The organism is Pseudocoprococcus catus, from assembly GCF_019734885.1.
Lineage (GTDB): Bacteria > Bacillota > Clostridia > Lachnospirales > Lachnospiraceae > Coprococcus_A > Coprococcus_A catus.
In genome coordinates, this window is sequence record NZ_JAAXCM010000034.1 from 100,867 (window position 1) to 123,288 (window position 22,422).

Below are 22,422 nucleotides of genomic sequence, written 5' to 3' on the forward strand. Positions count from 1 at the left end.
CTTGAAATAACAGAATGAATCATGTATAATACACTCATGAAGAAACTTATCTGGGGTGTGCGACAGTTCGCAATTTTGAACCTACATTTTTTTGACTGGGAAACTGCGTGTTTCATAATATGTCAGGCCGCCCGCAACGGTAGCGGAAGACAGAAAAATGGACCAGGTTACCCACCTGGCTTTAAGGCTAGGCGTCAAAAATGCGGACATCGGCACTTTGGAGGTTTCTTTTTTTATTCTAAATATTTATCATAATCCGGTCATCCTGAACATAGATTAAGAGTGTTTGATACTGCAATCAAGGACAGGAGACCGCCATGAAAAGAATGCAACCGGTCATCCTGCTTCTGGCAGCGATGACTCTTTTTTTATTTTACAAACATTTCTTTCGGCAAAACAGCACACAGGGAATTACCCGTGCCCAGACTGCACGAATGCTGGCCTGGACCGTCTGCGACATGAATGAGAACAGTTCAAAGAGTGCCGAACCGCTTATTGATGTTGACAGCAATCTGTGGTATGCCGATGAAATAACCGCTGTCCTTACAGACGGACTGATGAAAAAAGACGGTGATCTGTTTCATCCAACAAACCTTCTTACATGGCAGGAAGCCTCCGATATTGCCGCCAGGCTGGGGATTTCGATGTCTGTTCCTATCATCAGGAAAACCAGACCGATTCCCCTTGAAAAATGGCTGCAATATTTTAATCTGTGGCTTTCCCAGCATGAAATGGCCATCACCAGGACACTTACCATAGAAGCCCTGCCATCTGGCGACAGTTCTTTGGACAGATGGCAGGTAAAAACAGACTCCGGTATTTACAGCAGCCAGGGACTTGTACTTGAACCCTATCTAGGGCAACCGGTCACAGCATATATTGTCGGCGATCAAATGCTGATAATCTGCCCTAAGAAGGATACACACCCAGAAATAATGAATGTCACAGAAACTGATAGCCTGACTTTTCACGAAACCAATACTGCACAACCCGATCCGAAAAAACAAAATGAACCCCTCCGGTATCCCGACATCACTTCGGATATCCGGGTTTGTCTGATGAATGATGATTTCACATCAGAAGCACACACAACCATTATTCTGACCAGTGAAGCCCCATGGCAAATGACATTCAAAGACAAAACCATTCAGCACGCAGCCGGTGAAATGGCAGAACTGACAATACAGGATTTTTCCGAAGAGGGCGATACAGCCGAAATAACCACTGAGAACGGGCAGCCTGTCTGTGTTGCCAGTCTTAACAGAAGCTTCGGACAGCCTGCTTATACCGGGCGTCTGCGTGTGATCAGAGCCGGTGACAGCCTTTATCTTGTCAATATCCTCCCTGTAGAAGAATATTTAAAGGGCGTTGTTCCCAGCGAAATGCCGGCTTCCTATGCATCAGAAGCTTTAAAATCCCAAACGGTCTGTGCCAGAAGCTATGCCTTTACCGCTATTCAAAATCCCAAATATTCATTTGCAGATTTAAACGACAGCACCGCCTGTCAGGTTTATATGAATCAGAACACTGATCCGCGAACAGACAATGCCGTAGAATCCACCGCCGGAGAAGTTCTGTCCTTTCATCAGCAGATTGCATCCGCCAAGTATTTTTCTTCCTCATGCGGAAGTCTTTCATCCGATGATGATATCTGGACTTATCCCGATACAGGACAGGGAGATTCCTATATGACTGCACGGTTGGAAACAGAACCGCCGACGTTGTGTGCACTTTCTTCAGAAGCTGCTTTTGTAGATTTTATCCTACATCCGGAGGCAGATACTTATCTTGAAGCATCCGACCCCTGGTTCCGATGGCAGGTAACCCTTTCTATGACGACTATCCGGTCCAATATATCTGAATTGTTTGCCAGACGGATGGCTGCAGATCCGAAACGCTTCACCCTTTTATCTTCAGACGGCACAGTAAAAGCAGATGATATTTTGCAGGTAGAAGTGACAGAAAGGGCCGCAAGCGGGGTCTTGCAGCAAATAAAACTGACAGGCAGGGATCAGGAACTGACCGTCAGCGGAGAATACAATATCCGGTGCCTTCTTGCACCTTCGGCAGAGGAAACCATCACCCTGCAGGATGGCAGCATCAGAAAGGGCATGTCCCTGCTGCCCAGCGGTTATTTTTTCCTTGAAGCAATTCGTGATACCGAAGAGATAACCAGCTACAAAATATATGGCGGCGGTTTCGGCCACGGTGCCGGACTAAGCCAGAATGGTGCCAATGAACTGGCAGAAAAAGGATATGATTATAAAGAAATACTGAAATACTTTTTTGAGGGGATCGACATCGAAAATGTCAGTCCCCTCAATGGTCATGAATCTTAATTGAAAATATTTTCTGCTGTGTCCCCTGAAATGGATTCGGGATGCAGCAGATTGTTCAGCTCCGCACCAAGAAAAAGCTGATACATACATGTATAAAGCCAGAGCATGATCATCATGATACCTGCCAAACTGCCGTACATATAGGTAAAACTATGTGAAGTGTTAAAATAGATGGCAAAAATGCTGGAAGTGATCATCCATCCGATGGAGCAGGAAATCGCTCCCGGCAGCACATATAGAAGCGGTGTCTTCTTATTCGGCAGAACTCTGTACACAAATATGAAAAACAAGGTCAGCAGACAGAAGATGATCAGCATGCGGATACTGATGACAAAGGCCGCAAAATCGTGTAATACAGGCAGAAGCTGTATCACCTTTCGGTAAATAACATTACCGAATACAAGAAGGCCCAGCGTCACGATCAGTGCCACAGCCAGCCACAGTGTGTACACAGCTGAGATAAACCGTATATAAAAATAATTTCGTGTTTCATTGATATGATAAATCTCGTTAATTCCCCTGGTAATGGACAAAATCCCTCGTCCTGCCGACCAGAGAACAAAGATGATTGTAAACGATGTAATCGCAATCGTAGACTGCTCATAAACTTCCTTCATAACCGAACGAATGACATCATTGGCCATCTTCGGCGATAACATCTGGAGAATATTCAGCAGATCTTCATGGGTCAGCGGTGAATACCGCAAAAGAGTCAGCAAGAAGATACAGAATGGAAATGCAGAGAGTACAATAAAATAGGCCGCCTGTGAAGCATAAGCTCCCAGATGATCTTCTGTATTCTTCTTCAAAAATCCCTTGACCCAGCGCAAAACTGTACGCATAGATTCCCCCCTCATTAAAATGTCACATGTCCTCATCTTATCATAGATTACAAAAATTAACAACTGTGAAGATGACCTATTGACAAGCTTTTTGAATATGTTAAAATAAAACATGAACAAAAGCTGTGAATGTGCTGCAGATTATGTATAGTATATGCATATCTGTATCAGGTTATCATTTCCTTACAGAGAGAGGGAGCCATTGGCTGGAAGCTGCCTTAAGTTCTGATGATGACTGAATTTCCCACAGGAGCTGTATCTCTGAACCATATACCAAGTAGGAGATACCGCCGATGCCCGTTAAGCATCTCCAAGTGCCCCGCTATATGTCATTTTTGAATAACTTCGATTTGAACGGGGAAGCAGGGTGGTACCGCGGAATGAATTCGTCCCTTTATTTTTCATAAAGGGACTTTTTTTATGCACTTTTGCGCGCAAATACATACCTGCCTGCAAACCACATCCACAGTCAAAATAAGATTAGTCAAAGAAAGGAGCGTATGATTTTTTCATACGAGTCGTACAATGAAGGACAGACTGCAAAAAATTAGAAATGAAGCCATCGCCCAGATCAAAGCTGCCGGTGGTATGGATGCACTGAATGATATCCGTGTTTCCTTTTTAGGTAAAAAAGGCGAACTGACAGCCATTATGAAATCCATGAGAGATATCCCGCCTGAAGAACGTCCGGCATTCGGCCAGATGGTCAATGAAGCCCGTCAGGAAATTGAAAATTCTCTTGATACGATGAAGAAAGATCTTGCTGCAAAAGCCAGAGAACTTCAGCTCAAATCCGAAGTCATCGATGTGACACTTCCGGCAAAGAAGAACCACCTGGGTCACCGCCACCCAAACAGCATTGCCCAGGAAGAAGTTGAACGTATCTTTACAGGTATGGGTTATGAAGTTGTAGAAGGACCTGAGATTGAGTTTGACTACTACAACTTTGAGGCTTTGAACATTCCTGCCAATCATCCTGCCAAAGATGAACAGGATACATTCTACATCACCAAGGATCTGCTGCTTCGTACACAGACATCCGGTACACAGATCCATACCATGGAAACTCAGCCGCTGCCGATCCGTATGATCGCACCGGGCCGTGTATTCCGTGCCGATGAACTGGATGCTACGCATTCACCGAACTTCCACCAGATTGAAGGCCTTGTCGTTGACAAGAATGTCACATTTGCCGATCTGAAGGGCACACTGGCTGAATTTGCAAAACAGCTTTTCGGCGAAGATACAAAGGTCAAGTTCAGACCGCATCATTTCCCATTCACAGAACCAAGTGCCGAAATGGATGTCACATGCTTCAAATGCGGCGGCAAAGGCTGCAGAATGTGTAAAGGTGAAGGCTGGATTGAAATCCTTGGCTGCGGTATGGTGCATCCGCATGTATTTGAAATGTGCGGCATTGATCCTGAAGAATATCAGGGCTTTGCATTCGGTGTCGGCCTTGAGCGTATCGCCATGCTCAAATACGAAATTGATGACATGCATCATCTCTATGAAAATGACATCAGATTTCTGAAACAGTTCTAAGCAGCAGGAGGAAAATAGATTATGAGAACATCATTAAAATGGATTAAAGACCTTGTACCGGGTATTGAGGATCTGACACCTCAGGAATATCTGGATGCCATGACATTATCCGGTTCAAAGGGTGAATATTATGTCGAGTTAGACAAGAATCTCGAGAATATCGTTGTCGGACAGATTTTAAAAATCGAAAAACATCCTGATGCCGACAAACTGGTCATCTGCCAGGTGAATGTTGGTCAGGAAGAACCTGTACAGATAGTCACAGGTGCACCAAACGTCTTTGAGGGCGCTGTTGTTCCGGTTGTCCTTGCAGGCGGAAGAGTTGCCGGCGGTCATGACGGCAGCACCCCTCCGGAAGAGGGCATCAAAATCAAAAAGGGCAAACTCCGCGGTGTACCAAGTAACGGTATGATGTGTTCCATCGAAGAACTGGGTTCCAGCCGCGATATGTATCCGGATGCCCCTGAAAACGGTATCTACATCTTTAAGAACAGAGAAGATATCAAACCGGGTGACAACGCTGTCAAGGCTTTGGGCTTAGATGACGCTGTTATTGAATACGAGATCACATCCAACCGTGTAGACTGCTTCAGTATCCTCGGTATTGCAAGAGAAGCTGCTGTTACATTCGACAAACCATTTTGTCCGCCGGTTGTAGAACCAACAGGCAACGATGAGGATGTCAACGATTTTATCAGCGTTGAAGTCAAAGATACAGAGCTGTGTCCGCGCTACACAGCCCGTGTGGTTAAGAATATCAAGGTGGGACCATCTCCTGAATGGATGCAGCGTCGTCTGGCGGCTCAGGGCATCCGTCCGATCAACAACATCGTCGATATTACCAACTATGTCATGGAAGAATACGGTCAGCCAATGCATGCCTATGACCTTTCTACCATCGCAGGCCAGAAGATCATTGTCCGCCGTGCCGAAGACAATGAGAAATTTGTTACTCTGGATGGCCAGGAGAGAACACTGGACAACTCTATGCTGATGATCTGTGATGCAGAGAAACCAGTTGGTATCGCAGGTATCATGGGTGGCGAAAATTCCATGATCACAGATGACGTAGATGCTATTTTATTTGAAGCAGCCTGCTTTGACGGCACCAATATCCGTCTCTCCGGCAAGAAGCTCGGTATGCGTACCGATGCCCAGAGCAAATTCGAAAAGGGTCTGGATCCGAATAATGCCAGCGCAGCCATCGACCGTGCCTGCCAGTTAATCGAAGTGCTGGGCTGTGGCGAAGTTGTCGGCGGTATGGTAGACGTTTACGGCAAAGTCAAAGAGCCTCATGAAATTCCTTTCCAGCCTGAGAGAATTAACCGTCTCCTTGGTACTGATTTATCTGCTGAACAGATGCTTGGTTACTTCAAGTCACTGGAGCTTGAATACGATGCTGACAGAAATGTCATGATTATCCCGACATTCAGACAAGATCTTCTGGGCACAGCAGACCTTGCTGAGGAAGTTGCAAGATTCTATGGCTACTCCAATATTCCTTCAACACTGCCAAGCGGCGAATCCACCAGCGGTAAAGTTTCCTTCAAGCACAGAGTCGAAGATGTTGCCAAGGAAACTGCTGAATTCTGCGGATTCTCCGAAGGTATGACTTTCTCCTTTGAAAGTCCGAAGGTATTTGACAAACTCCGCCTGGATGCTGATGATCCGCTGCGTCAGGCAATCACTATTGCCAACCCACAGGGTGAAGATTACAGTATCATGAAGACAACACCTTTAAACGGCATGCTTGTTTCTCTGGCAAGAAACTTCAACCGCCGCAACAAAGATGTAAAATTATACGAAATGGCCAAGATTTATCTGCCTAAATCACTGCCACTGACAGAATACGCTGATGAACGTGTTCAATTTACACTCGGTTTCTACGGTGAAGGCGATTTCTTCACAATGAAAGGTGTTGTGGAGGAATTCCTTGAAAGAGCAGGTATGCATGATATCGTTGATTATGATCCAAATGCCGGAAAAAGCTTTCTGCATCCGGGTCGTCAGGCCAACATCATTTACCAGGGCAAAGTCATCGGCTACATGGGTGAAGTTCATCCGGAAGTATGCGAAAACTATGACCTGAAGACACGTGCTTACATTGCCGTTCTTGATATGCCTGTCATTACAGAAATGGCAACATTTGACCGTCATTTCAAGGGCATTGCCAAACATCCTGCTGTAAACCGTGATATCAGTATGGTGGTTAAGAAAGACATCCTTGTTGGTCAGATTGAAAAAGTCATCCGCGAAAAGGGTGGTCATCATCTTGAAAGCTACCATCTGTTTGATATCTACGAAGGTTCACAGATCAAACCAGGTTACAAGTCCGTTGCTTACTCCATCACTTTCAGAGCAAACGACAGAACACTGGAAGAAAAAGATATCACAGCGGCTATGGACAAGATCATTGCCGGCCTTGAAGACCTTGGCATCGAACTGAGAAAATAGAGGCTGACAGACAATGAAAACAAGTGATTTTTATTACGATCTTCCTGAAGAACTGATCGCTCAGGATCCGTTAGAAGACCGGTCAAGCTCCAGACTCATGGTGCTTGACCGCGAAAGCGGTGAGATCAGCCATCATATCTTCAAGGATATTATTGAATATTTAAACCCTGAAGACTGCCTTGTTATCAATGATACAAAGGTCATTCCGGCAAGACTCTACGGTATCAAAGAAGATACCGGCGCCCACATTGAAATTCTCTTATTGAAGAGAAGAGAAAATGATGTCTGGGAGACACTGGTTCGCCCAGGCAAAAAAGCAAAACCGGGTACCCGCCTGACATTTGGTGACGGACGTCTGAAAGCAGAAGTCATTGATGTAGTGGAAGAGGGCAACCGTCTGATCCATTTCGAATACGAAGGTATTTTTGAAGAAATCCTTGACCAGTTAGGTGAAATGCCGCTGCCGCCATATATCACCCACAAGCTTCAGGACAAAAACCGTTACCAGACAGTCTATGCCAAACATGAAGGCAGTGCCGCTGCACCCACAGCCGGACTGCATTTTACACCGGAACTTCTGGCGGCCATTGAAGCCAAAGGCATCCGCATCGCCCGTGTGACCCTTCATGTGGGCCTGGGCACATTCCGTCCTGTCAAGGTGGAGGATGTGACACAGCACCATATGCACTCTGAGTATTATCAGGTCACTCAAGAAGCCGCTGATATCATCAATGATACAAAAAAACGCGGCGGCAGAGTCATCGCCGTTGGTACCACCAGCACACGTACACTGGAATCCGTGGCGGATGAAGACGGCACCATGCATGCTGCAGGCGGATGGACGGAGATTTTCATCTATCCGGGCTACAAATTCAAATGCATTGATGCGCTCATCACCAATTTCCATCTTCCGGAATCAACACTTTTAATGCTCGTCTCCGCACTGGCAGGCAAAGAGCATATTATGCATGCCTACGAAACAGCTGTTCAGGAGCGTTATCGTTTCTTCAGCTTCGGGGATGCGATGTTTATAAAATAACCTGTTTTGACCGCAAAGTGACTTCAAAACGGGCTGAACAAAAGGCATATGTTGCAGTTATCTGCCGGCATATGCCTTTCTTTTTTCAAAAGAGTCCATTAAAGATAATGTTGAAAATCCATAGACAACTAAGCACTCATAGTGTTATAATGGAGCGTATGATGTCAATGGAATGACACCGCAATATTATTTTATTACTACAAAAAGGAAAGGATTATATATGGACGTAGACAGGGAACAGCTTCAAAAACTCAGAGAACAGATTGGCAGAAAAGCACATCTGACATCCATGCTTGACAATTTGTATGTTCAGGAAAAAGAACAGAAGGAAAAGGTTGAAGAACTGCGACAGGAAAAAGAAGATGAGCAAAAGGATGTAGACCGTTTAGAAGACAGGGGCCTGACAGCCCTTTTTTACAGCCTCATCGGCAAAATCGACGAGAAGATGACGAAGGAACAGAAGGAAGCATATGCAGCCTCCGTGAAATATGAAGCTGCCAGCCAGGAATTAAAGGCGATTCAATATCATATTGATACATATGTGAAAGAACTGGATTACCTCAAAGGATGCGAAGCAACCTACAATGAATTGTTGAAGGCAAGAGAGGACGGAATTCGTCTCAGGAATTCAGACAAAGCGGACAGATTGCTTCATCTCGATGAACAGATATCTGCCTGCAGCAGCCGTATCAAAGAACTTCAGGAAGCTATTTCAGCAGGACAGAAGGCCGCTTTTACAACAGATTGTGTACTTGGCAAGCTTGACAATGCAGAAGCATGGGGCACATGGGATATCCTCGGCGGCGGTTTACTCAGCACAGCAGCCAAACACGGCAATCTGGACGATGCCCAGAGCTATATTACCGAACTCCAGATGGATCTCAGACACTTCAACACAGAATTGACTGATATCTCCGTTCAGAGGGATGTTCATGTCAACACAGATGATTTCCTGCGTTTTGCAGATTACTTTTTTGATGGCATCTTTGCAGATCTGGCTGTTCAAAAGCGTATCAAGCAATCCAAAGAACAGGTTCAAGGGATTAAAACCGAGATTGAGTACGTTCTCGAAGAACTGGAACGCATGCTGGATGAGGAACAGCACCTGAAAGAGACACTCCAATCAGAGATTGAAGACGTCCTTGTAGAATAATCAACATATACCATGCCGATGACGGGATTTGATTGTCATCGGCATTTTTTGCAAGTCTTGACGAATTCTTTATGGTACGCGTCGGCTCTCTGATCGATCAGAAGCTGCTGGACGAATCCCAACCGCTGATACCGCAGATCATAAAACATGATGTCCTGCCTCCCCTCAATTCCCAGGAATATTTCTTTGATGCCGCTTATGCTGCAGCGGAAAATAATAATTTCAGATAATATCCTGCACATAAATGATTTGACAAAACAGGGCACATCTTTTATAATTTGATAAGGTGTGTCCTGTTTCTTTTTCAGAGGCAGAATACAGAAATTGTCATTAAATTTTATAAAATAAAGGATAAGGTGAATAACATGAGTTTAATGGAAGATTGGGAAGTACTTGCAAACCAGTACAATACAGATCAGGCAACAGCACAAAAGTTCTGGACAGATTACTATATGCAGGAAAAGGCAGTTTATGAGAAGATGCTGACAAAACCTGTTGAAGTTGAGAAAGGCACTGTCGCTGAACTCGCTGAGAAATACGGCATGGATGTCGTTCGTTTCGGCGGATTCCTTGATGGTATCAACGAAAGCTTAAAGACACCAAACCCGGTTGATACAATCGTTGCTGAATCAGAAGTTACTGTTGATATCGACCTTGAGAAGCTGTACTACAATATGGTTGCTGCAAAAGCTGATTGGCTTTACAACCTGCCTCAATGGGATGCACTTCTGACAGAAGAACGCAGAAAAGAGCTCTACAAAGCCCAGAAGAAATCTATGACTGTTGTTAAAGGCAAGAAGATCGGACGTAATGATCCATGCCCATGCGGAAGCGGCAAGAAGTACAAACAGTGCTGTGGACGTTAATCACTGCTTAAGTCTGAACAGAGGTTTTTATGAGTATTTTAAATGTTGAACATTTATCCCACGGATTCGGAGACAGAGCCATCTTTCAGGATGTCTCTTTCCGGATGCTGGCGGGAGAACATATTGGACTTATCGGCGCCAACGGTGAAGGTAAGTCTACTTTTATGAGTATTATTACAGGCAAACTGATGCCTGACGAAGGTAAGATTGAATGGGCCAAAAATGTCCGTGTCGGTTATCTTGACCAGCACACAGTCCTTGAAAAGGGCATGACGGTCCGTCAGGTGCTGACATCCGCCTTTGACTTCCTTTTTGAGATGGAAGAGAAGATGAATCATCTCTGTGACAACATGGGCGAGATGTCACAGGATGAGATGGATGCGGCCATGGAGGAACTCGGCACCATTCAGGATCTTCTTATGATGCATGATTTTTACATGATCGACAGCAAGGTGGATGAAGTAGCCCGGGCACTTGGTCTGACAGATATTGGCCTTGACAGGGATGTCACTGATTTAAGCGGCGGCCAGCGTACCAAAGTCCTGCTGGCCAAGCTTCTCCTTGAAAAACCGGACATCCTGCTTTTGGATGAGCCTACCAACTATCTGGATGTCCTCCATATTGAATGGCTGAAACGTTACCTGAATGACTATGAGAATGCTTTCATTCTTATTTCCCACGATATTCCATTCCTGAACTCCGTGGTCAATTTGATTTATCATATGGAGAATCAGCGTCTGGATCGTTATGTAGGCAATTACGACCAGTTCCAGGATATTTATGCCATGAAGAAAGCCCAACTGGAAGCTGCTTACAATAAACAACAGAAAGAGATTGCCCAGTTGAAGGACTTTGTTGCCCGCAACAAAGCCAGAGTCGCTACCCGCAATATGGCCATGTCCCGACAGAAGAAACTGGACAAAATGGATGTAATTGAACTGGCAGCCGAAAAACCGAAACCGGAATTTAACTTTAAACTTTCCCGCACACCAAGCCGCTATATTTTCCAGACAAAAGATCTTGTTATCGGTTATGATGAGCCTTTGTCAACACCGTTGAATCTTGAGATGGAACGCGGACAGAAGATTGTCCTGACCGGTGCCAACGGTATTGGTAAAACAACGCTGTTAAAGAGTATTCTCGGTCTCATCCCATCCATCAGAGGAAGCGTGGAACAAGGTGATTATCTGAATATCGGTTATTTTGAACAGGAGATGACCGGAGACGGCGCGAAAACCTGTATCGAAACACTCTGGGATGAATTTCCATCCTTCAGCCAGTATGAAGTCCGGTCAGCACTGGCCAAATGCGGCCTGACAACCAAACATATTGAGAGCCAGGTCCGTGTCTTAAGCGGCGGTGAGCAGGCCAAAGTCCGTCTCTGCAAATTAATCAACCGTGAGACCAACGTCCTGCTTCTGGATGAGCCTACCAACCATCTGGATGTGGATGCCAAAGATGAATTAAAACGTGCATTGCTGGACTATAACGGCAGTATTTTAATGGTCTGCCATGAACCGGACTTTTATGACGGTCTGGCCACAGATGTCTGGGACTGCACAAAATGGACAACTAAAATTTTTTAAAAATACGACATTTTAATCCTTTTGTAGCTTTTTATTGAACATTTGCCTTTTTGTGAATCTGTACTTTCCAGTCAATTTCTTTTATAGTACTAATTGCCAGCAGACAGGCTGAAGTAAACAGGAAATAAATAAAAGGACTGGAGGTCCGATATGAGTCTGATAGAGATACTTATCATTTCCATTGGGTTGTCTTTAGATGTCTATGCTGTTGTTGTGTGTCAGGGAGCAGTTCTTTTGAATATAGAAAAGTCTAAGCTCCTGAAGATGAGTTTGTTTTTCTGTGCCTGGCAGGTGGCTGCCGTTGCCATTGGCCATACAGTCACATTGATTCCTTATCTGGCTGATATTGCACATAATGTCAGTTATATCGGGGAATCAATTTCCGTTATCATTTTTACAGTAATGGGTGCATATATGTTATACAAGGCCTGGAAAAACGAAGGCATTCTTGAGAGACTCAGTGATATTAATTACAAGCAGCTTTCTGCAGCCGCTTTTTTCACCAGTCTTGACGCACTTTTTGCCGGCATGGGATTTGGTCTTTTGCAGGCCAGATTCTATATTGTAGCCTTAAGCATACTGATTGTTACAGCATTTATGGTTATACTTGGATTGTACACCGGCATGCAGCTTGGATACGAACAGAAGACAAAAGCATACGGTATTGGCGGTATCCTGCTATTGATTTCCGCTGTAGATGTCGTACTTAAATATTTAGCATAAATCAGGAGGATTGAAATATGAATACAACATTAGACAAAATTTCACATAAAGCGCAGCGTGCAGCTGCCAGTGTTATCATCGACAAAGTCCTTGCGATGGTAGACAAAGACAGAGAAAAAGGATTTCTTGAATTAGTAGACTGGGCGGAACAATTCTGGGGCAATGGATTTTCCAAAGAAGATTACGATAAGGTTAGAACAGCTATCAAAGATCCTGATAACAGATGGATTAAATTCATCAATCGCGTATTGGATGAAACAAATCCTCATGTTGCCAAAATGGCTGCATTGAATCTTGGTTTTGAAGCTTTCTTCCGCGGCACAAAGATGATCCGTAAGAACCGTGAAATCTACCACTGCAATATTCCGTGGCTGATTCTCTTTGACCCGACATCCGCCTGCAATATGCATTGTCAGGGATGCTGGTCCGGTACATACGGTCACAAGGCTAATCTGAGCTTCGATGATATGGATAAGATCATCACAGAAGGCAAAGAACTTGGCGTTTATCTGTATATGATGACAGGCGGTGAACCGCTTGTACGTAAGGCCGACATTCTTCGTCTTGCAGAGAAGCATAACGATGTTGAGCTTTCAATCTACACAAACTCTACATTGATTGATGAAGATTTCTGTAAGGAAGTGGTTCGTCTCGGCAATATTACTTTCCAGCTTTCTATTGAAGGAACGCCTGAAACCAATGATGCACGCCGTGGTGACGGTCACTATGCAGCAGTTATGAAAGCCATGGATCTGCTGAAGAAATACGGTATTATCTTCGGTACATCCATCTGCTATACACGTGCCAATATCGAAGCCGTTACAAGCGATGAGTTCTTAAGAATGATTGCTGATAAAGGTGCCCGTTTTGGATTCTATTTCCATTATATGCCAGTGGGCAACAATGCAGTTCTTGACCTGATGCCTACAATGGAACAGCGTGAATACATGATCAAACGTATCCGTGAGATCCGTTCTCCACAGTGTGATATCGGTTTCTTCCCAATGGATTTCCAGAATGACGGTGAATATGTCGGCGGATGTATCGCAGGCGGACGAAACTACTTCCACATTAACTCCGCAGGTGACGCAGAACCTTGTGTATTCATCCATTTCTCCAACACAAACATTCATGAGAATTCCATCCTTGAGATTCTCCAGAGCCCGTTGTTTATGGCTTATCATAACGGTCAGCCATTCAACAACAACCATCTGCGTCCTTGCCCGATGCTTGAGAACCCTGAGTTCCTTCAGAAGATGGTTCATGAAACAGGCGCTCATCAGACAAACATGGAATCACCGGAAACAGTTGAACATCTCTGCAATAAGTGTAAAGCATATGCGGACGAATGGAAGGGCCATGCAGATATAATCTGGGATGAAGAAACGCACAAGACACCACAGTATACAAATTACAAAAAGTAATTTCTTCAACGTGACCGCACTCATCATATAGGGGTGCATTCGAAAGATAAACATATAGCTTCAGCAGTTACAATTCACCCAGAAGCACCTGTGTCCGAATTGTAACTGCTGAAGCTTTCTTTTGAAGTTTTTGACCGCACCCGCTAATGATTTCAGTATATCCTGCTGATATCATTCTGTTGATATACTATGAAGATAACTGAAGGTAATGGAGCATGAAAATATGAAAACATTTATTATAGAAGCAACTGATACGTTTTTACACGGCAGACAGTATGGAGATGATGGTTCTCCGGTTGTTTTGATCCATGGTGCCTGTGTGGATGCGGATTTCTGGAATGATTGTGCTGCCCATCTTTCAAAGCATCACAGAGTTTTTACTTATGACCGACGGGGATACGGCCGAAATGAGGAGACGGATGATCACAGTATCCATATTCAGGCTGAGGATGCCTGCCGCCTGATTCGCTTGATTGGTGAACCATGTTTTGTTGTGGGACATTCTGCAGGATCCCTGATTGCCATGGAACTGGCTCTGACCCATCCCGAACTTATCAGAGGTATTTTTCTTTATGAACCTGTAAAGAATGATCTGTTAGATGGAGAACATTCCGATGCCATCGATGCCTACAAGCAAGCAATGGAAGAGGTGACGGCAAAAGCTGAAAACAGAAAATACGCAAAAGCCGTGACTCTGTTTCTGCCTCTGATGGGAGAAAAGGACAGCCGAGCACGTGCCGCCTCCGATAGTGAATTAGAACATATGTTTAAAAACTGCTTTTGTTTTGTCAAACATGAACTGTCTGAACTTCATGATTATCAACCGGATTACGACCGCCTCTCAAGACTAGGCATTCCCATCACCCTTGGCCTTGGAGAGAACAGCAGAGGAAGTGCCAGAGAACCAATGGTTCAGATCCTTGTTGAAAAACTGAAAGCAGATCTGCTTTATTTCCCTGGCGGACACAATTGTCCTTATGATCTCCCCCGGGAATTCACCTGCCTTCTGGAAGGGAATATCACATATTAAAGTAAGTATTACTTTTTTATATTCTCAGATATATGATAATTGTATTTGCATTTTCTTCTTTTTGTGATATACTTTCTAATATTGTTGCAATCGACATGCAACTTGGAGGAATTATTGGATGGAAAGAAAGAAGATGACCAAGGCGCTGATCGGTGAAAGCTTAAAAGTGCTTATGCACGATCATCCCTTTGAGAAAATTACAATCAAAATGATCACAGACGAGGCCGGCGTCATCAGGCCGACTTTTTATAATTACTTTTGTGACAAATATGAAGTTGTTGAATGGATCTTCAATGAGAATATTATAGAAAAAGTTCGTTCCATGTTCGAACAGAAGATGTATACCGAAGGCCTGAAGCTATTGTTTGTATGCATGAAGAATGATTGCACCTTCTACAAGAAAGCTTTTGAAATCACAGGGCAGAATGCATTTAAAGATATTGTCAAGAATTCACTGTATCAGCTTTTTATCACTGAGGTCAATTTCTCTTACATAGAAAGTCAATCCACTAACCCTTTGCTGACACCTGAGATGGTTGCCGCTTTTTATTCGATTTCACTGGCCAATCTTCTTCAGCTCTGGATCCGGAGCAATAACCAGGAGTATACCGCCGAGAATATGGTGGAGGCCTACGCTTTTCTTGTCAGTCACAGAATACAGGATTTTATTATTCCAACAGAAAAACCTGCCGGAAACTAAATGTTTCGACAGGTTTTCTTTTTATCTGCTTATCTACACGAATAATTCGGCAAAGTCCATTCCTGCATGTGGCCTTGCCGAATATTGAGACAACGAGTGAACTTCGCAAAGCGTATTTCATCTTGTTTAACGCGTATGAATGATGTATGAATACTTGGACAAAAGGGCAGTGGCTTTTTCTACTGCATCTCTCTCATAAAACTCAATTCTCAGCACGCCTTCCTGAAATTCACGATTATGCAGGATACCGATATTCTTGATACTGATGCGATTCGATGCCAGAATCGTCGCAATTGTTGCAATGGCACCGGATTCATCAATCAAATCCACATAAATCTCATATGCCGGCTCAATACTGCCTTTCATCTTCATCGGCATACTGTCACGGTAATCCTTGGCTTCCTCAAAAAAGTGATGCAGTTTCTCCCCTTGATCCCGGCAGATAGCTTCCGCAATATCATCCAATGAAGATTTATACGCATTGATCACTTTCAAAAGCTGGTCTTTATTCTCAAGACAAATAGATTCCCACATATCCGGTGAAGAAGAAGCAATACGCGTAATATCCTTAAAGCCGCCTGCTGCCAGCTGGCGCATCAATCCCTTCGGATTGTCGGATGTTCTCACAAGATTAACTAATGTGTAGGCGATCACATGGGGAAGATGGCTGATGGCTGCCGTAGCGTAATCATGCTCATCATAATCCAGCACAATTGAAACAGCCCCCGTATCTGTCACAAGCTGCCGCATCTCTTCAACCTTGTCAGGGTTGGAGAGGGGTGTCGGTGTTATAATATAGTAAGCATTCTCAAGCAGCCGGTCGCTGGCACTGGCATAACCTGTTTTCTCAGAACCCGCCATGGGATGCCCGCCGATAAAACGTGCTTCCATTCCAAGTTCTCTGACAGCCTCGTGGATCGTGGACTTCACACTGCCTACATCTGTAATCACACATGTATCCGGTACCAGATCCTTCAGTTTCTTCAGGCACTGGATATTCACAGAAACAGGCATACACAGAAAAATAAAATCACATTCTGCAAAAGAACTATCTATAACATCTGTCGCCTGATTGATCGTTCCGTCTGACATCGCCTCTACAAGGCTGCTTCTGGAACGGTTATATGCAATTAATCTATATTCCGGATGGACACGGCGAAGAGCCTTTGCAATAGAACCGCCGATCAGCCCAAGGCCAATAAATCCGATTGTTTTCTCAGACATAATATTTCCCCTTTTGTATCATAAATTCAAATAACTGTCAGACAGTTAAGCTTTTATCAGTCTAACACTTACCGTCTTAAAAGTCAACGGTTTACGGCTTTAAAGTATTAAATTCCCCTCTTTTTCTCAGATTGCAGGGTTCATTTTTATTCTGCTGCGTAAACACAGCCCCTAAAAACCAAAAATAGACACTCACAAATGCCTGATTTGATCTGTTAGTTAAAATATTTCGAATATTCGAAAATAATTTTCAGAATTTATTGTCAAATATCAATAAAATACTTGAAAAATCGTTATCTTTTTAGTAAAATATAGACATGGGTTTTCTTCAATAGATAATGTCAGCATTAGAAGTTTAACCTATGTATCAAATCGTATTGGAGGACTGGACATGAAGGTTTATAAGACACAGGATATTCGTAACGTAGCAGTTCTGGGGCACGGCGGCTGCGGTAAGACAACACTCGTTGAAGCAATGGCGAATGTAACAGGTGTTACGTCGCGTATGGGCAAAGTGGTTGATGGCAATACTATCAGCGATTATGATAAAGAAGAAATCAAGAGAAAGTTTTCAATCAGTACATCCATCGTTCCAATTGAATGGCGATTCTGGAAGATCAATCTTCTTGATACTCCGGGTTATCTCGATTTTGTCGGCGAAGTTGAAGAAGCATTATCTGTTGCTGACGGCGCGATCATTGTTATCTCCGGTAAAGCCGGTGTTGAAGCCGGTACAGAACGTGCATGGGAATTCTGTGAGAAGTACGATATTCCTAGAGTATTCTTTGTAACAGATATCGATGATGACAATGCTGATTATGCCAGGATCGTAGAAGATCTCCGTGCTTTATACGGCAAGAAGATCGCACCTTTCCATCTCCCTGTCAAAGAAGACAACAAGTTCACAGGTTACGTGAATGTTGTTAAGATGATGGGACGCAAGTGTACAGATGACGGCAACAAATTTGAAGATGTTGCCATTGAAGATATGCATCTGACAGATGAACTTCAGGCAGAATTAGAGCCTTGTCGTGAAGCACTCCTTGAAGCTGTTGCTGAAACAAGTGAAGAATTTATGGATCGTTATTTTGATGGCGGCGAATTTACAATCGATGAGATTATTGATGCCCTGAGACAGAATGTCAATGACGGCAATGTTGTTCCGGTTCAATGCGGATCCGGTCTTTACAATATCAGTATCGAAAACCTTGTTAAGACATGCGTCGAATTCCTTCCGTCACCAATCCGTGATACAGTTAAGATTTTTGGTAAAGATCCTAGAACTGACAAAGAATACAATGTGGACTATGACTCCAGACGTCCGTTCTCCGCATATGTATTTAAGACCATTGTGGATCCATTCATCGGTCGTTATTCATTAGTGAAAGTCTGCTCCGGTGAATTGAAAGCAGATTCTGTGATCTACAATTATGAACGAGAGACAGAAGAGAAACTGAGTCGTCTCTATGTCCTCCGCGGCAAAGAAGCGATTGAAGTACCTGAGCTTAAAGCCGGTGATATCGGTGCCATTGCCAAACTGACGAATACAGAAACCGGTGATACACTTTCGCTGAAGAGTGATCCGCTTGTATTTGAGAAGTTTGAACTCAGTGCACCTTATACATACAAACGCTATGCAGCAAAGAACAAAGCTGATGTTGACAAGATTTCCCAGGCTTTGCAGAAGATGATGGAAGAAGATTGTACATTGAAGACATTCAATGACAAGGAAAACCGTCAGCTCCTGATGTATGGTATGGGTGATCAGCATCTAGATGTTGTTGTCAGCAAGCTAGCTGCTAAGTATAAAGTAGAAATTACACTGTCCAAACCACGTGTACCATATCGTGAGACGATCCGCAAGAAAGTAGACGTCCGCGAGAAATACAAGAAACAGTCCGGCGGTCATGGCCAGTATGGTGATGTTGCCATGGAATTTGAACCATCCGGTGATCTTGAAACACCTTATGTATTCGCTGAACGTGTTGTAGGCGGTGCTGTACCTAGAAACTATTTCCCTGCAGTTGAAAAGGGTATACAGGAATCTGTTGTGAAAGGCCCTATGGCAGGTTATCCTGTTGTAGGTGTCAAAGCAACTTTGTTTGATGGTTCTTATCATCCGGTTGACTCCTCAGAAATGGCTTTCAAGACAGCTGCTAAACAGGCCTTTAAGTCTGCTTTCATGAAAGCAACTCCTGTTCTTCTTGAGCCAATCGCTTCCTTAAGTGTTGTTGTTCCTGATAATTACACAGGTGACATCATGGGCGATCTGAACAAACGCAGAGGTCGTGTTCTTGGCATGAACCCTGTTGGAGACGGCAAGACAGAAGTCGTAGCCGACATTCCATTATCCGAATTATATGGCTACTCCACAAATCTTCGTTCTATGACAGGCGGCAGAGGTACCTATTCCTACATGTTCGATCGTTATGAACAGGCACCATCCGATGTTCAGGAGCGTGTCATTGCAGATAATGCCCGTGAAGCAGAAGAGTAATCTCTAATCATCTTTATAACAAACGAGTGAAACACGCTCCGCGAGTTTCACTCGCCATCGCGATATTCCTCAAAGTCACATGCAAGCATGGGCTTTGACTCATTATTCGCGTAAATCAAAGGCAGTTCCATTCGGAGCTGCCTTTTTGTACACTTTATTCTGAGGATGTTCGCTGCTTTAATCCTTTTTTTCAAATAGATGCAGATTTTCTGCCCGTTGGTTGTCCGTCTTGAAATCTTTGATGGTCTGCCGAAGCGTCGTGTTTCTTACCCTGTATGTATTCTTTACAAAGTGATAAAAAGTAAATCCCCACAACACCGGCCATATGGGCACAATTCTGCCAAGTTTCGGAAAACGGACTTTCATCTGCGTATGTCCTTCTTTAAAACAGGCAAGCAGATTTGCCCTGCGGTAAGTCCCGCTGTACACAAGGGAAGACTGCTTTTCATTGCCCACTTCGTGCCCGCCGAGAATTTGAGTCATGAACTGATCACATTCATTTTCAGGAATTGAAAGCATTCCCGGTATCATTTTTGAAAGTCCCAGATATTTTTTGCAGCAGTCCATAATGGTTGCAAAAAAATATGCCATACCTGATTTGCTGCACCATTCATTCAATTGGGTAAAATCAATATCCTTACCGTTTTTCTCCACATATAATGAAAAATCACACAACAATCGGATGCCAAAACCATCATACAGATAGTGCTTCAACATATGATGCAACATATAAAATGTATATTCCGTAGGGGGAAGCACCGGATAATTCCGTCCTTCTATACGCTGTATCACCGGCTTCAGATGCTGCCCGGAAAATACCTGATCAATCACATGATTTGTCGGTGCATAATGATAAACACCGACAATACGATAATGGACTTCTATGATATGCCTGCGCCCATTGGAAAATTTATAAAAATAAGTCAGATGATGATCGCTTTCTTCTTCTTCCTCCTCATACTGATTGTCTTTCAACACCTTTTTTGTTAATTCAAGTTTTTCCTGATCCAAAATCAAAAGATCCAGATCTCCAAGCTTTCTATACTCCGGAACAGGATAGCAGGCCGCCAAGCTGATTCCCTTTAATAAAATATACGGAATATGCTCAGCTTCAAGCAGCTGTGTCGTTTTGATGGTCAATTCTTCAATCTGATAATAATTAAACATCATCATTTTTGCCTGCCGCTTAACGTATTCAAAGCAGGCGGTCCCTTTCAGATCCTGCAGAAGAAAAGGTGCCATGTACTGCTTTTTGGCCAACTCCACCAATTGATGTGCCGTCTGCTCCGATACTGTCTCCCTTTGAGGATTTTCTTTATCCCCATCGCTATTCTGTTCATTTAAATGACAGCTTCTGCAGATCATCTGCAAATAGTTCTTTTCTATCGATGTCATTTATAACTCCCTCTCAATATCCATTGAAATTATGATATGAAAATATTATACTAGTATTAAATCAGCACTGGCAAGTCAGTGCATTATTTATCAGGAAGGAAACTCCCCCTATGAAAAAGATCAAACAATTTGCTATGAAAAAAATCGCTGATGATTATATCCTGATTCCCCGCTATGAGACAGCAGAAGAGATGAGTGATGTCATCACCCTCAGCGAAACTGCCGCCTATATCTATCAGCTGGTGGATCAATGTGAGACAATTGCCGAACTGACCGAACAGGTCAGCAGATATTATCATATTGATGCCGCCGTTATTGCAGCGGACATTGAAGAGACCCTTCATCAGCTGGCTGCTGCCGGTCTGATCACACTTTCTTCTTGATAAACGCCGATATTTTCCAAAAAATCGGACGTACCGGCAGAAGTCTCAGCCAGATTCCCGACAAAATGCGGTATCGCATCTGACCCACGGAAACCGGTCTGCGGCCTTTTCTCTCAAATGCAACCATTTTTCCTCTGATCTGATCCGGTCTCAGCGGTCCTTCAATCACGGATTGATTGTCGCCCACCATATAAAAGCCTTTCTGGGTTATCCTGCAGATCCTATGCAGGACAAGAATGCTCCCATCACGACGATATAAAGCAACATCCCCCTTTTTCAATGTGTCGGTGGATACTTTTTCTATAATGGCTGCATCCCGACCGGGAACAAAAAATGGATACATGCTGTATCCTTCAGGCTTGATTCTGATGACATGTCCATCTTCAAGTAATTGTTCAATATCTACTGCATATGATGTATTCATTTATAATCTCCAATTATGTCTAAAGCGCTTCTTTTAAATGTGGAAAATAGCCCCAATCTATTTTATTATAATGTAATCTGCAGGAAATGACAATCACCGTCCCGTCATTGCCGGCCAAACCTTGTATTGTTTTCCAACATATGTTACAATTATTGAGATTGTTCTGTTTGAAACAATCATCAAAAAGGGAGGTAGTTTCTCATATGAAACCATTTGAAATACACAGCGAACACGATCCCGAGACATGGCTTCGCCTGTGGGACAGCAAAATTGTCGAATTTACTTCTAAGAACAAAGGTGCCTACAGCGGTGAGCGATGTTTTTTCGGCACACACGAGAAGAATCAGCTGATGGTCTTTTTTCACAGTGATTACGATACGGTCTATTTGTCCACTCGTTTTACCGGGACAATCAAACCGGAAGGTACCGGAAGTAAGATCAGCGGCGTCATCGGCAAGATGAAATCCGCCATTTTCTTTCTCTGGTTCATGGTTGCAGCTATGGGTATCGGCGGCGGCGTCATGTTATCACAGCAATTATGGCAGCAGGCAATTTTACTTTTTGCACTGGCCATTATCGCTTTCTTCTGTGTAAAGATTACACCTCAGGCCTCGGTTGAACGACTGGAGAAGCTTTTGAAGCTGATCTCCACACTTCCTGCCGAAACACTTCATCCGGAAGCATCCAATCCGGTGTCCGAAGATGCAGCTGATGATGCTGAATAGTTACCATTGACTTTCAATCTGTTTATGATAGAATTAAAAATAGTTTAACTATTATGGGATTTTTTCCCTTTAA

General features: G+C 43.7%; 19 protein-coding genes and 1 other RNA gene. 16 read left to right on the top strand and 4 right to left on the bottom strand.

From position 1 onward, the window contains the following. The first annotated feature begins 44 nt into the window (after positions 1 to 44). Positions 45 to 228: non-coding RNA, 6S RNA (gene ssrS / locus HED67_RS10185), on the top strand. 89 nt (positions 229 to 317) lie between these two features. Beyond that, positions 318 to 2,339, top strand: coding sequence for a SpoIID/LytB domain-containing protein (locus HED67_RS10190; RefSeq protein WP_221718232.1), 2,022 nt, complete (start codon positions 318 to 320; stop codon positions 2,337 to 2,339). On the opposite strand, the gene HED67_RS10195 is transcribed toward HED67_RS10190, so the two are convergent. Beyond that, on the bottom strand, positions 2,336 to 3,181 hold the full coding sequence (locus tag HED67_RS10195; RefSeq protein ID WP_221718233.1) for a YihY/virulence factor BrkB family protein: 846 nt from the start codon (positions 3,179 to 3,181) through the stop codon (positions 2,336 to 2,338). The two genes, HED67_RS10190 and HED67_RS10195, sit on opposite strands and share 4 nt — an antisense overlap. Positions 3,182 to 3,706: 525 nt before the next feature. Here HED67_RS10195 and pheS point away from each other — a divergent pair. The 11 genes from pheS (at position 3,707) to HED67_RS10250 (ending at position 15,701) form a co-directional block, all read left to right on the top strand. Then, on the top strand, positions 3,707 to 4,726 hold the full coding sequence (pheS, locus tag HED67_RS10200; RefSeq protein ID WP_015514280.1) for a phenylalanine--tRNA ligase subunit alpha: 1,020 nt from the start codon (positions 3,707 to 3,709) through the stop codon (positions 4,724 to 4,726). 21 nt (positions 4,727 to 4,747) lie between these two features. Then, positions 4,748 to 7,180, top strand: a complete 2,433-nt coding sequence (pheT, locus tag HED67_RS10205; protein ID WP_221718234.1) for a phenylalanine--tRNA ligase subunit beta — start codon at positions 4,748 to 4,750, stop codon at positions 7,178 to 7,180. Positions 7,181 to 7,193: 13 nt separating this feature from the next. Then, positions 7,194 to 8,219: a tRNA preQ1(34) S-adenosylmethionine ribosyltransferase-isomerase QueA gene (queA, locus tag HED67_RS10210; protein WP_221718235.1), complete on the top strand. Its 1,026-nt coding sequence runs from the start codon at positions 7,194 to 7,196 to the stop codon at positions 8,217 to 8,219. A gap of 220 nt (positions 8,220 to 8,439) precedes the next feature. Next, positions 8,440 to 9,372, top strand: a complete 933-nt coding sequence (locus tag HED67_RS10215; protein WP_178438005.1) for a hypothetical protein — start codon at positions 8,440 to 8,442, stop codon at positions 9,370 to 9,372. A 32-nt stretch (positions 9,373 to 9,404) separates the two neighbouring features. Beyond that, the gene (locus HED67_RS10220) at positions 9,405 to 9,602 is read left to right on the top strand and encodes a hypothetical protein (RefSeq protein ID WP_221718236.1); all 198 of its coding nucleotides are present in this window, start codon (positions 9,405 to 9,407) and stop codon (positions 9,600 to 9,602) included. 135 nt (positions 9,603 to 9,737) lie between these two features. Continuing rightward, the gene (locus HED67_RS10225; RefSeq protein ID WP_221718237.1) at positions 9,738 to 10,238 is read left to right on the top strand and encodes an SEC-C metal-binding domain-containing protein; all 501 of its coding nucleotides are present in this window, start codon (positions 9,738 to 9,740) and stop codon (positions 10,236 to 10,238) included. A gap of 29 nt (positions 10,239 to 10,267) precedes the next feature. Next, the gene (locus HED67_RS10230) at positions 10,268 to 11,824 is read left to right on the top strand and encodes an ABC-F family ATP-binding cassette domain-containing protein (RefSeq protein ID WP_221718238.1); all 1,557 of its coding nucleotides are present in this window, start codon (positions 10,268 to 10,270) and stop codon (positions 11,822 to 11,824) included. Between the two features lie 150 nt (positions 11,825 to 11,974). Next, positions 11,975 to 12,547, top strand: a complete 573-nt coding sequence (locus tag HED67_RS10235) for a manganese efflux pump MntP (protein ID WP_221718239.1) — start codon at positions 11,975 to 11,977, stop codon at positions 12,545 to 12,547. 17 nt (positions 12,548 to 12,564) lie between these two features. Further along, a complete protein-coding gene (locus HED67_RS10240) occupies positions 12,565 to 13,971 on the top strand; it encodes a radical SAM protein (protein ID WP_178437999.1) in 1,407 nt (468 codons plus the stop codon). A 223-nt stretch (positions 13,972 to 14,194) separates the two neighbouring features. After that, positions 14,195 to 15,001, top strand: a complete 807-nt coding sequence (locus HED67_RS10245) for an alpha/beta fold hydrolase (RefSeq protein ID WP_221718240.1) — start codon at positions 14,195 to 14,197, stop codon at positions 14,999 to 15,001. A gap of 118 nt (positions 15,002 to 15,119) precedes the next feature. Beyond that, a complete protein-coding gene (locus HED67_RS10250; RefSeq protein WP_221718241.1) occupies positions 15,120 to 15,701 on the top strand; it encodes a TetR/AcrR family transcriptional regulator C-terminal domain-containing protein in 582 nt (193 codons plus the stop codon). Positions 15,702 to 15,827: 126 nt separating this feature from the next. On the opposite strand, the gene HED67_RS10255 is transcribed toward HED67_RS10250, so the two are convergent. Next, positions 15,828 to 16,925 carry a prephenate dehydrogenase gene (locus HED67_RS10255; protein WP_178437993.1) on the bottom strand — a complete coding sequence of 366 codons (1,098 nt, stop codon included), beginning with the start codon at positions 16,923 to 16,925 and terminating at the stop codon, positions 15,828 to 15,830. Positions 16,926 to 17,316: 391 nt separating this feature from the next. On the opposite strand from HED67_RS10255, the gene fusA reads away from it, so the two are divergent. Then, positions 17,317 to 19,422: an elongation factor G gene (gene fusA / locus HED67_RS10260; RefSeq protein ID WP_178437991.1), complete on the top strand. Its 2,106-nt coding sequence runs from the start codon at positions 17,317 to 17,319 to the stop codon at positions 19,420 to 19,422. A 177-nt stretch (positions 19,423 to 19,599) separates the two neighbouring features. Here the strand turns inward: fusA and HED67_RS10265 are convergent, their stop codons facing one another. Further along, positions 19,600 to 20,817: a nucleotidyltransferase family protein gene (locus HED67_RS10265; protein WP_221718242.1), complete on the bottom strand. Its 1,218-nt coding sequence runs from the start codon at positions 20,815 to 20,817 to the stop codon at positions 19,600 to 19,602. Between the two features lie 110 nt (positions 20,818 to 20,927). Between HED67_RS10265 and HED67_RS10270 the strand changes: the two genes are divergently transcribed. After that, positions 20,928 to 21,200, top strand: coding sequence for a PqqD family protein (locus tag HED67_RS10270; RefSeq protein ID WP_221718243.1), 273 nt, complete (start codon positions 20,928 to 20,930; stop codon positions 21,198 to 21,200). Here HED67_RS10270 and HED67_RS10275 read toward each other — a convergent pair. Continuing rightward, positions 21,184 to 21,624, bottom strand: a complete 441-nt coding sequence (locus HED67_RS10275) for a S24/S26 family peptidase (protein ID WP_221718244.1) — start codon at positions 21,622 to 21,624, stop codon at positions 21,184 to 21,186. The genes HED67_RS10270 and HED67_RS10275 overlap by 17 nt on opposite strands. Before the next feature lie 203 nt (positions 21,625 to 21,827). Here HED67_RS10275 and HED67_RS10280 point away from each other — a divergent pair, with 203 nt between their 5' ends. Continuing rightward, complete coding sequence (locus HED67_RS10280) at positions 21,828 to 22,349, top strand: hypothetical protein (RefSeq protein WP_221718245.1); 522 nt, start codon at positions 21,828 to 21,830, stop codon at positions 22,347 to 22,349. The last annotated feature ends 73 nt before the right edge of the window (positions 22,350 to 22,422 follow it).